This is a genomic window from Pseudomonas sp. P4_C8 (assembly GCF_056401975.1).
The window spans coordinates 1-12,112 of record NZ_JBFUIH010000027.1 but is presented as its reverse complement, the minus strand read 5'-3'; the positions used below and the strand labels follow the sequence as shown (position 1 = coordinate 12,112).

Genomic DNA, 12,112 nt, shown 5'->3' with positions numbered 1-12,112 from the left:
GGGTTTGTGATGAAGTTAGCCATTGTTACGGCCTGCCCGAACGGCATGGTTACCAGTGTGCTGTGCGCACGCTTGCTCGATGCGGCGGCTCAGCGTCAGGGCTGGATGACCTGTGTCGAAGTGGTGGATGCGGCGCATCCGGAGCGGCAACTGTCGGCGACCACAATCGAGGGCGCCGAGTGGGTGTTGCTGGTGACCAGCGCGCCGGTGGACATGACTCGATTTGTCGGCAAGCGCGTTTACCAGAGCACCCCGGCGCAAGCCCTGCAAGATGTTGAAGCGGTGCTGCGGCGCGGCGCTGAAGAAGCTCAGATGTACGCTGCCCCCGAAGTGGTCGCCGAGCCCGTCGCCCCCACGAAAAACGCGCCACGACTGGTCGCGGTCACCGCATGCCCGACCGGCGTCGCACACACGTTCATGGCCGCTGAAGCCTTGCAACAAGCGGCCAAGCGTCTTGGTTATGACTTGCAAGTAGAAACCCAGGGCTCGGTCGGCGCGCGCAATCCGTTGAGCGCGGCGGTGATTGACGATGCCGATGTGGTGCTGTTGGCTTGTGATATCGAAGTCGCCACCGAGCGTTTCGCCGGCAAGAAGATTTACCGCTGCGGCACCGGCATTGCGCTGAAACACGCCGAAGCGACGCTGAACAAAGCGCTGGTCGAAGGTCGGCAGGAAACTGCGGCCATCGGCTCCAAAGGCCCGGCCAAGCAAGAGAAGACGGGCGTCTACAAACACCTGCTGACCGGCGTGTCGTTCATGCTGCCGATGGTGGTGGCGGGCGGGTTGATGATTGCCTTGTCCTTTGTGTTCGGCATCACCGCGTTCAAGGAGCAGGGCACGCTCGCGGCAGCGCTGATGCAGATTGGCGGTGAGACTGCATTCAAATTGATGGTGCCGCTGCTGGCGGGCTACATCGCCTACTCGATTGCCGACCGGCCTGGCCTGGCGCCCGGGATGATCGGCGGTATGTTGGCGAGCACCCTGGGGGCCGGTTTTATCGGCGGGATCATTGCCGGTTTCATCGCCGGTTATGCCGCTCAGGCGATCAACCGCTACGCGCGTTTGCCGCAGAGTCTTGAGGCGCTGAAGCCGATTCTGATCATCCCGTTGCTGGCGAGCCTGTTCACCGGTCTGGTGATGATTTACGTGGTTGGCAAACCGGTGGCCGGGATGCTCGAAGGGCTGACGCACTTCCTCGATAGCATGGGCACCACCAACGCGATTCTGCTCGGTGTGCTGCTGGGCGGCATGATGTGCGTCGACCTTGGCGGGCCGATCAACAAAGCGGCTTACGCGTTCTCGGTGGGGTTGCTGGCGTCGCAAAGTTATGCACCGATGGCCGCGACCATGGCTGCCGGCATGGTGCCGCCGATTGGCCTGGGCATCGCCACGTTCATCGCACGACGCAAGTTTGCCCAAACTGAGCGTGAAGCCGGTAAGGCGGCGCTGGTGCTGGGGTTGTGCTTCATCTCTGAAGGGGCGATTCCGTTTGCTGCGAAAGACCCGTTGCGGGTGATCCCGGCGAGCATTGCCGGTGGCGCGCTGGCCGGGGCATTGTCGATGTATTTCGGCTGCAAACTGATGGCGCCGCATGGCGGTTTGTTTGTGCTCGCGATCCCGAATGCGATCAACCATGCGCTGTTGTACTTGCTGGCGATTGTCGCCGGGAGTTTGCTGACGGCAGTGGCGTATGCGCTGCTCAAACGGCCTGAGGCAGTGGAGCTGGCGCTAGAGCCCGCCAACGCCTGACACCAATCCTCTGTAGGAGCCGAGCTTGCTCGCGATGACGGTTTAAAATTCAACGAAAATGTTGACTGTTACACCGTCATCGCGAGCAAGCTCGGCTCCTACAGGGGGTGGGTCACAGTCATTTATGTTTTTCCGTTTCAGGGAGAACACCATGAGCGAATTCGACCTCAGTCGCCGTCGTATCATGCAGGCGGTGGGCGCCGGGCTGCTGTTGCCGGGGCTTGCGCCGGCCGTGATCGCCTCGGTCAAGGATCGTCCGAAACTCACCGACGGTGTGCAGTCCGGCGACGTGCTGGGTGACCGGGCGATGATCTGGAGCCGCAGCGACCGCCCGGCGCGGATGGTCGTGGAATGGGATACCCGCAGCCTGTTCAGCAACCCGCGCCGATTTGTCTCGTCGGTGGCCGATGCCCGCACCGATTTTACCGCGCGCGTGGAGCTCACCGGGCTGCCCGCCGATCAGGCGATTTTCTATCGCGTGTCCTTCGAGGACGCGCAAAGCGGTGTCGCCAGCGAACCCTGGTTCGGCCATTTGCGCAGCGTGCCGCAAACTCGCCGTGACATTCGTTTTGTCTGGAGCGGCGACACCGCCGGCCAGGGCTTCGGCATCAACCCGGACATCGGCGGCATGCGCATCTACGAAGCCATGCGATTGCGCCTGCCGGATTTCTTTATCCACAACGGCGACACCATCTACGCCGACGGCCCGATACCCGCGCAACTGACCACCGAAAGTGGCCGGGTGTGGCGCAACATCACCAGCGAAGCCAAGAGCAAGGTCGCCGAAACCCTGGATGAGTTTCGCGGCAATTATCGCTACAACCTGATGGATGAAAACATCCGCCGCTTCAACGCCGAGGTCCCGCAGATCTGGCAATGGGACGACCACGAAGTGGTGAACAACTGGTCACCGGGCAAGCAACTCGATGCACGCTACCAGGAGAAAGATATCCACAGCCTGGTGGGCCGCGCGCGTCAGGCCTGGCTCGAATATGCACCGATGCGCTTGCAGAGCGCCGACAACGGCGGGCGGATTTATCGCAAGCTCGGCTATGGGCCGCTGCTCGATGTGTTTGTGCTCGACATGCGCAGTTATCGCGGCGCTAACGATGACAACCTCGGCGCTGCCAAACCCTTTCTCGGGCGTGAGCAACTGGACTGGCTCAAGCAGGCATTGAAAGGCTCGCAAGCCCAGTGGAAAGTCATCGCCGCCGACATGCCGATTGGCCTTGGCTCACCCGACGGAGAGGTCAGCCCCGGCGTGACGCGGTGGGAAGCGGTGGCCAATGGTGATCCGGGACCGGCCCAGGGACGTGAACTGGAAATCGCTGAACTGTTGGGATTCTTGCGGGCGCAGCAAGTGCGAAATTTCGTATTTTTGACGGCGGATGTGCACTACTGCGCGGCGCATCACTACCACCCGGATCGTGCCGCATTCCAGGACTTTGAGCCGTTTTGGGAGTTTGTCGCCGGGCCCCTGAACGCAGGGAGTTTTGGGCCGGACTCGCTGGATAAGACGTTCGGGCCTGAGGTGGTATTCGAAAAGGCATCGCCTACGCAGAACGCCTCGCCGTTTGCCGGGTTTCAGTTTTTTGGCGAGGTGAATATTGACGGGCAGACAGGGGAGATGAGGGTGGTGTTGCGGGATCTGGATGGGGTTAGTGTGTTTGAACAGAGGCTGCAGCCAGTTTAATTGAAGTGGCACCACCCCCTGTGGGGTGTCAGTAAACGTCGCGGCGGTAGCGGCCCTGTTCGATCAGGCGATCTACCTCAGCAATCCCGAGCAGTTCGTTGAGTACGTGATCGACGCCCGATGCCATTCCTTGCAAGCTGCCGCAGATGTAGATGACGGCGCCATCAGCCAGCCATTTCTTCAGCTCATCTGCTGACTCACGCAGTCGATCCTGCACATAAATTTTCTCGGCCTGATCCCGTGAAAACGCCAGGTCGAGTCGCTCCAGATCGCCCGAAATCAACCACTCCTCCAGCTCATCGCGGCACAGGTAATCGTGTTCCCGATTACGTTCGCCAAACAACAGCCAATGCCGTTGTTGACCATCGGCAATCCGCGCCTTGAGCAAACTGCGCAGCCCGGCCAGGCCGGTGCCGTTGCCCAGCAGGATCATCGGCACCGGCTCGGCCGGCAGATGGAACCCACTGTTGCGCCGCACTCGCAGGCTGATGGTACCTCCCACGGGTGCGTGTTCGGTCAGCCAGCCGGAGCCGATGCCCAGGCTGCCGTCGGCGTGCATTTCCTGACGCACGATCAGTTCCAGAATGCCGTCAGCCGCAATCGAGGCGATGGAGTATTCGCGCATGGCCAATGGCACCAATGCATTGAGTAATGCCTGAGCATGCAGGCCGACCAGGTGGGCTCTGTTTTCCGGTAGCTGGCGCGTGGCGAGCGCTTGCTCCAGAGGTTGTGACAAGCCATCAAACGCCACCGAAGCACGACCGTCGATGCCCAGACCATCGAGGAAGTGCTCGATGGCCCACGGGCAATTACGCGGCAACACTTCCACCAGATCACCGGCCAGCCAACTGCTGGTGGACGGGGCGGTGAGCCCCAGCAAGTACACGGGCGAACCGCTGCTGTCCGGGTTCATCAAGTCGCGGCGGGTCAGTGTCCAGTTGTCGTAACTCGGTGCTTGCCAGGTGTCGACCGGTGTTTGCCCGGTCAACAGGCCCAGTTGTTGCTGCCAGTGACGCAAGGCGTACGGGTCGCCGCTGTCGACTTCCACCGGCGCGAACAAAGTCTTGCCGCCATGCTCACCCAACCAGACGTGCAAGCGTCGGGCGAAGCCGCAGAAGTGTTGATACTGGCGATCACCGAGGCCCAGTACCGCATAGTTCAGGCTTTGCAGGCTCGACGCCCGACCCAGCACCTTGCGTTCGAACCCGCGGGCACTGTCCGGCGCTTCGCCATCACCGAAGGTGCTGACCACGAATAACGCATTACTGGAATCAAGCAAATCCTGTTCGCTGACACTCGCCAGCGGCTGCACGTTCACCGGCAGTCCGGCGGCCTGCAATTGTCCCGCTGTCTGCCACGCCAGTTGTTCGGCGAAACCGCTTTGGCTGGCGAAGCCGATCAGCCACGCCGGTGCATCGCTGCCCGGTTGATCGAGGCCTTTGCGTGCGTCCTTGATCTGCTTTTTCTTGCGCCGACGATCCAGGTACAGCAACCAGCCCGTGACGAAAAACAACGGCATGGTCAGCGCGGTAATCGTCAGGATGATCCGCCCGACAATGCCGAAGTAGCTACCGACGTGCAGTGCATAAATGCTGGTCAGCCATTGCGCCTTCAGGCTCTTGTCACTGTAGCGATCGTGCTGCTTGACGATACCGGTCACCGGATCGAGGGTGATCTGGTTCATGGCACGGTCGTGGGGGGATGTTTTCAGCAGGTAGAACACGGTCGCCGGCTGACCGGCCACTGGCGGCATACGGACGTTGTAAGCACTGAGTGCCGGGCCCGCGGCGCTGTAGACGCTGCTCCAGATCGCCGCGTAGTCGGCGGTTGGTGCCGGACCGCTCGGCGCAGGACCGCGACCACCGCGCGCGCGCTCGTTTTGCGGTGCGTCGGACAGCAAACGGGTCAGGCCTTTGTTGTACCACTCATACGACCAGGACAACCCGGTCAGCGCCGCAAAGAGGTAAAACACCAGGCACCAGGTGCCGGCCACCGAGTGCAAATCCCAGTTGAAGCTACGACCCTTTTTCTTCCAGTCCAGAGTCAGCCAGGCACGCCAGCTTTTCCACTGGCGCGGCCAGCGCAGGTACAGACCGGACAAGCAAAAGAACACCAGAATCAGCGTGCACGCGCCGGTGATGTTGCGACCGGTGTCGCCCATGGCGAGAAAACGGTGCAGTTGCAGCACGAAGCCGAAGAAATCCTGGCCGGTGGCGTCGCCCATGAACTCGGCGGTGTAAGGATCGAAGTAGCGCATCTCGCCACGGCGTTGGCCCGGTGGAGGCGTGAAAAACACCTTGGCCGCATTGCCACTGTCGGTCTCGACGAAGAGCATCGAGACTTTTTTGCCGGACGCGGCTTCGATGTGCTCGACCAGTTCGACGGGCGGCAGGACGCCAGCAACCTGCTTCTCGACCTGCAACACGGAAGGGTTCAGCACACTCAGGATTTCATCCTGAAACGATACCGTTGCCCCGGTGATGCCCATCAGGGCCAGGACCAGCCCGGCGCTGATGCCGAAAAACCAGTGCAACTGGAACAGGGTTTTCTTCAACACGTCGCTCGCCTTGTTCGTTCAAAAAGTGTCATCACGGCGCGCATTATGCCGTGGGTTGTCGAGAAACATTCTTTTTTACGCACAAAAGCCCCGCTCATGTAGATGAACGGGGCCTGGCGTTATTGCCAGCCACTCTCCATGTGGGAGCGAGCCTGCTCGCGAAGGCTATGTCAGCCGCAACCGATTAAGTGCGACAGACACCGTATTCGCGAGCAGGCTCGCTCCCACTTAGATCAGAAGTGGAAGTTAGTGCTCAGCAATGCCGTACGGCCCGCCGCCTGGTTGGCGAAGTGGGTCGAGAAGGCTTTGTCGTAATACGTTTCGTTGGTCAGGTTCTGCACGTTCAGTTGCAGGTCGACGTTTTTGCTCAGCTTGTAGGCCGCCATCGCGTCGTAACGAACGTAAGATTCAACCATGGTGGTGTTGGCCACGTTGCCGAATACATCGTCGACATAGAACGCACCGCCACCGACAGTCAGCCTCGGCATGACCTGATAGGTCGTCCACACGCTGGCGCTGTTTTTCGGCGTGTTAGGCAGTTCGTTACCATCATTGACTGCACCCAGCGGGCCGCCGTCGATTTGCTCGCTGTCCATGTAGGCGTAGCCGGCGAACACTTGCCATTTGTCGGTGATCCTGCCGGTGGCCGACAGCTCGACACCTTGAACGCGGGTTTTGCCGACGTTTTCAAACGTCGTTGTGTTGACTTGAACGCGGGCGTTATCTTTTTCGGTGCGGAAGATATCGGCGGTCAGCGACAGCTGATCATTCATCAGGTCCCACTTGGTACCGATTTCGTAGTTCTTGGTGGTTTCCGGTTCCATGTCGCTTTTCAGCAGGTTGCCGTTGCGATCCGGTGTGCCACCCAACGGGTTGCCTTCCGCACCATCACCCAGGGTGTTGCCCGGTGGCGTGGCAGACGTCGCGTAGGACGCATAGATGCTGCCGTTTTCCGCCGGTTTGTACACAACGCCGAACTGACCGGTGACGAATTCGCTGGTGTCATCGCCCTTGGACGTGGTCACGCTGGAACCGTTGAAGGTTTTGTAGTCGGTGTCGAAATGGTCGTAACGCAGACCCATGTTCAACAACCACTGCTGGGACAACTCCAGGGTGTCGAACACATACAACGCGTACGTATCGGCCTTGGTGTCGGTGCCGGCATAGTTACGCGAGATCGCACCGTTCCATGGATCGTTCGGGTTCGGGTTGGACAGCGAGGTGCAGTTGTAACCGCTTGGTGCACCGATAATCGCAGGGTTGCAGTTGAAGCTTGGAGGAGGGGTTGTCGTCAGTGGCGTAGTGTCGGTGTTGACGTTGTACGAGGATTTCTGGCTCTCCTCGTGGGTGTACTCGATACCGGTGGAGTAGCTGTTCTTGAACCCGGCGATGTAGATGTCACCAAACAGATCGGTCTGGTTAGTCGTGGTCTCGGTGTTGCTGACCCGGGTGTTGGCCCGACGCCAGACGGTGCCATTGTTGACGTTGCCCTTGCTGTCGTCCGGCTGGGTCAGGATGTAATCCTGCATGCTGGAACCGTGGCGCAAGGTGTTCTTGACGGTCATCGCGTCATTCAGATCGTGCTCGATGGCGAAGGTCGCGGTGTCGGTGCGGCCCTTGCGGAAGTCTCGGTCATTGAGGCCGTAGAAGTTTGTGCTGTCGCCGCCGTCGTCCGGTTTGTCCGGGTTGGATTTGGTCCGGGCAGCCGAACCTGCAGCCGGAATGGAGTAGGGAATGCCCGAATCCGGTGTGTCGTTATTTTCCAGATGGTAGTAATCGAGGTTGACGCGGGTGTCGGTGCCCAGGCCGAAAGCCAGCGATGGCGCAACGCCCCAGCGGTCGTAGTCGACGCTGTCACGGCCAGCGACGTTGCTTTCGTGGCTCAACAGGTTCAGACGGCCAGCGGTGGTGTCATTTAACTGATAGTTGCCGTCCACGGTGTAACGTTGGGTCTGGTCCGAACCCCAGGTAAAACCACCATCAAACGAGTCACCCAAGTGGGCCTTTTTGCTCACCAGGTTGATGGTGCCGCCAGCAGCGCCACGGCCACCCATGGCCGAGTTCGGGCCTTTACTGACTTCAATCGATTCGACGGCGAAGATCTCGCGGCTCTGCGAACCGGTGTCGCGCACACCGTCCAGATAAGTATCGCCCTGCGCGTCGAAACCACGAATGAACGGTCGGTCGCCTTGTGGGTTGCCACCTTCACCGGCACCGAAGGTGATGCCCGGAACGGTGCGCAGCGCGTCCTGCATATTGAGGGCGCCGGTGTCCTTGATGACTTGTTGCGGGATGACGGTGATCGAACGCGGAGTATCGACCAGCGGCGCTGTGTACTTGGATGAGGAGGCTTTTTCGACGAAGTAGGATGTCTCGTCCTGAGCCTCGCCAGTGATGGCGGTAGCGCCCAGCGACAGCACATTACTCGGTGCTTTTTCGTCGGCTTTTTCCGCCGCGAAAACCATGTGGCCCGCAGAACCGGCAGTAATTGCCATGCCAATGGCCGATGCGAGCAAACGTGGTGAACTGACCGGTACGTGTGGTTGTTGACGCGACATTTTGAATTCCCCTCCCCAAGGATTTGAGGCCGCGGAATATAGGGTAGACGCGTATTTGTATCAATTGCGAAACGTTATTATTTGCGAAGAATTTACATTCTTTACAATTTAACCTTACGGTTTTTGGTGGTTCGTCCGTCGTGAGGGTTTTACAGAAGCAATAAGAATCAATACCATTAGCGCCCCTTTGATTTCAGGTGTCTTTGCCATGCTGCTGCACATTCCCGGCTTGTTCGCGAAAGAAGAAGTGCAGCGCATTCGGGAGGCTCTGGAGCAGGCCGATTGGGCGGACGGCAAGATCACCGCCGGCTATCAGTCGGCCAAGGCCAAGCACAATCTACAGCTGCCTGAAGGTCATCCACTGGCCAAGGAAGTGGGAGCGGCGATGCTCGATCGGTTGTGGAAAAATCCGCTGTTCATGTCCGCCGCGTTACCGCACAAGGTTTTTCCTCCATTGCTGAATTGCTACACCGCCGGCGGCAGTTTCGATTTTCATATCGATAACGCCGTACGCCAGCCCAAGGGCAGCATCGAGCGGGTGCGCACCGATCTTTCGGCGACGCTGTTCTTCAGCGAGCCTGCGGACTACGACGGCGGTGAACTGGAAATCCAGGACACCTTCGGCACGCAACGCGTGAAGCTGCCGGCGGGGGACATGGTTTTGTATCCCGGCACCAGCCTGCACAAGGTCAACGCCGTCACACGCGGCACGCGTTACGCCTCGTTCTTCTGGACACAAAGTCTGGTGCGCGAAGACAGTCAGCGCGCGCTGCTGTTCGAGATGGACGGGGCGATCCAGCAGTTGACGCAGGACATGCCGGATCATCCTTCGTTGATTCGCCTCACCGGCACCTATCACAACTTGCTTCGCCGCTGGGTCGAGGTATGAGTTATCAACTGCGCCGCGAGGAAGTCCTCGACGGTGATTCGCTCAAGGCCATGCTGGAGGAAAGCCCGGCGCGCGCAGCCCAGGCGATTTTGATGGCTGCTCGCGAAGGCGTACTCGATGCTCAGGCCTTGCTGGGGCAGATTCTGCTGGATGGGAACGGCATCGCACAGGATCAGACGTTGGCGTTGCGCTGGTTCGTGATCGCCGCGCATGGCGGGCACCTGATGGCTCGCAACATGCTCGGGCGTTGTCATGAGCATGGGTGGGGTTGTGTGGCGGATGCTTCGGTTGCCGCACGGCATTACCGAATCGCGGCGCAGAGGGGGCTCGATTGGGCGATGTACAACTACGCCAACCTATTGGCGACCGGGCGTGGAGTGGGGGTGAATGAGCTACACGCGCTGGGTCTATATCGACAGGCCGCCGAACTAGGCCACGCGAAATCGATGAATCTGCTGGGGCGGTATCTCGAAGAGGGGCGGCTTTGTAAAGCAGACCCTGTCGCTGCAATCGATTGGTATCGACGCTCGGCTGAAGGCGAGGACTTCCGTGGGCAATTCAGCTACGGCGCTGTGCTGGCAGCACAAGGGCGGATCGATGAGGCGCTCGGTTGGCTGACCAAGGCGCTGGAGGGTGGGAATCTTAACTTTTTGCAGGTCGCCGGTAGAGCATTGGTCAACGCTTCACATCCGACTATTCGAGCGCTGTCCGACGCTTATCGCCAACGAGCCGAGCAGTTGACTTTGACTTGACGGTCTTGTCGTCTCAAACACGCCAGCTACTTTCTGAGTTCGTCATTTAATGGGCGACTGACGCAAGAACTTACTGCTTTCGCCAAACTCATTGGAATCCCATTCTGGTGAAAATTGGTTTCTCTCTTTTTGCTTGCCCAGAGTTGATGGCGTGTCGAGCGAATATCCGTTAGCGCCTTCCTGTGCATACAACATGTGTTTAAATAAGTGTGGGTGGATGAAAATTAAACACTCGCGTCAGCTCTTTATTGGATTCATATTTGGTGTGACTAGGTGTTGGTAATGTTTAGTTGTGGTTGTGAATTGAATAGAGGTTGACTGTATTTTCATTATTTTGGATAGTTTGGTTCGTTGGTATGTTCACGTGATGGATATGTTGCGCGATGCAATAACTAAAACTTTAATATTGTAATTAATGGAATAATTATGACTGATAATTTGTTGTGGGATGAAGCTCTAAGGGATGCGAGTGCTGCGCAGGTCGCCGAACTTGCGGTCAGGGTACCTTTCACCATTGTGAATGCTTCGATTGGTAAACCGCTGGGTGAATCGAATGGTTTGATGGAGGTCGCAACTAGAGAGTCCGGGCTGTTGTTGACCAAGGAGGAGATTGTAAGTTTAAGAAAGTATGAGGCGCTGGGCTTGAAACTGCCTTACACCCTTCAGGCTGTTATCGATTATTTACGCTTCGGGGCTGGCGAAGACGGTGGCCAAGGTTTGCGGGCGGAAGATTTTTTAAGAACATTTTCCACTACTCGAGAGCATGCCAAGAAATGGTCAGACATTCGCTCGAAGATCATGTTGACGAGCGAGCATCTGAGGTTGTTTGGTAGCCGGATGGCTAACTATGGTGTGGCGATGGACAGGCTGGAGTCAGAACTGTTTGCGTCGGGTCTGCTGAAAGAACATAACGTCAAAACGCTTGCAGATCTCGAAAGACTGAAGCTGAGTCTGGGCGACAAGTTTCCAGACCTTTCGTTGGGTGAAGATACGATCATCGATTTCAAATATGTATTGGGTGAAATCAAGAAAAATATCACTTCCAATCTCGATAACGTAGAACTTATAAAAGTAGAGCTGGACAGCTTTGGTAATGAGCTTCGGCTTGAAGTCCTGCCAGAAATCAAACACCGCTTGACATTGATTTCGACCAATTCTTACCCTCAGGAAGTTAAGGACCTTGATGCCGCGATCACTCTGCGTGCAGTCCAGATCGCTGAAAAAAATACCCAATATAAGGCACTTGTCGAAAAATCGCTCGGCTCCGCAGCAGCGCTTAATATATTCGGCCTGGGCATGGCTATTTATTATGGTGTTGAAGCCGAAGCTATACGCAAAGAGCGAAACGCGTTGAGTGAGGCRCAAAATAGTGCAATTGACGTGTTGAGAAACAAGAATCAGACACTTGCAAGCTTGAAGAGGGTAGAGTTGGAACTGCAAAATCTTGACATTGCTGCCGTGCAGGCAGATGTTGCAACCAAAAACCTGAGATACACTTGGAGTGTTCTGCATTTGTATGTTTCAAACTCGCAAGAGGCTGCCGATGAAGTTACGGATGCCATGCTGTTCCGGATGTTTAATTTGCATTTTTCGAATGTTGTAGCTCCATGGGTGGATATTGTAAAAGACGCCCGCGCATTGAACGATATCTTTAAAGAAGCGGACGAAGAATATATTGGTGAAGGCGCATTTGGGGATGCTGTGATGATGAACGGGATGAGTGAAAATATTTACCCTGAGCCGGATCTCTCGCTGATGAAAGAAGCACAGGCTACGATGAACACGGATTTGGCAACCGCAAGGGCGATTTGTACTCGCCAACAGTATCTCCCTGCGTTGAAAGATCGATTTGTCCGGTTGGTGAGTGATATTGACAGTTCCCGGGAGGCACTGCAGGACGGTGCGCTCCAGAGC

7 protein-coding genes are annotated in these 12,112 nt (G+C 57.7%); 5 read left to right on the top strand and 2 right to left on the bottom strand.

The genetic code is table 11. The features are described from left to right. Positions 1-9: 9 nt before the first annotated feature. Entirely contained in the window at positions 10-1,749 is a 1,740-nt protein-coding gene (locus tag AC1DWM_RS17790) for a PTS fructose-like transporter subunit IIB (RefSeq protein ID WP_477795782.1), read from the top strand. 151 nt (positions 1,750-1,900) lie between these two features. Then, positions 1,901-3,442, top strand: a complete 1,542-nt coding sequence (locus AC1DWM_RS17785; RefSeq protein ID WP_477795781.1) for an alkaline phosphatase D family protein — start codon at positions 1,901-1,903, stop codon at positions 3,440-3,442. Positions 3,443-3,470: 28 nt separating this feature from the next. On the opposite strand, the gene AC1DWM_RS17780 is transcribed toward AC1DWM_RS17785, so the two are convergent. Together AC1DWM_RS17780 and AC1DWM_RS17775 are read right to left on the bottom strand one after the other, a co-directional pair. After that, on the bottom strand, positions 3,471-5,999 hold the full coding sequence (locus AC1DWM_RS17780) for a PepSY domain-containing protein (RefSeq protein ID WP_223516411.1): 2,529 nt from the start codon (positions 5,997-5,999) through the stop codon (positions 3,471-3,473). A 233-nt stretch (positions 6,000-6,232) separates the two neighbouring features. Next, positions 6,233-8,557, bottom strand: a complete 2,325-nt coding sequence (locus AC1DWM_RS17775) for a TonB-dependent receptor (RefSeq protein WP_223516413.1) — start codon at positions 8,555-8,557, stop codon at positions 6,233-6,235. A 208-nt stretch (positions 8,558-8,765) separates the two neighbouring features. Between AC1DWM_RS17775 and AC1DWM_RS17770 the strand changes: the two genes are divergently transcribed. From AC1DWM_RS17770 to AC1DWM_RS17760, 3 genes are all read left to right on the top strand, one after another. Continuing rightward, positions 8,766-9,446: a Fe2+-dependent dioxygenase gene (locus tag AC1DWM_RS17770; protein WP_223516415.1), complete on the top strand. Its 681-nt coding sequence runs from the start codon at positions 8,766-8,768 to the stop codon at positions 9,444-9,446. Beyond that, positions 9,443-10,198 (top strand): tetratricopeptide repeat protein, encoded by a 756-nt coding sequence (locus AC1DWM_RS17765; RefSeq protein WP_477795780.1) that lies wholly within the window; start codon positions 9,443-9,445, stop codon positions 10,196-10,198. Before AC1DWM_RS17770 ends, AC1DWM_RS17765 begins: the two co-directional genes overlap by 4 nt. 426 nt (positions 10,199-10,624) lie before the next feature. After that, on the top strand, positions 10,625-12,112 hold a 1,488-nt coding region (locus AC1DWM_RS17760), incomplete at its 3' end, for an alpha-xenorhabdolysin family binary toxin subunit A (protein WP_477795779.1).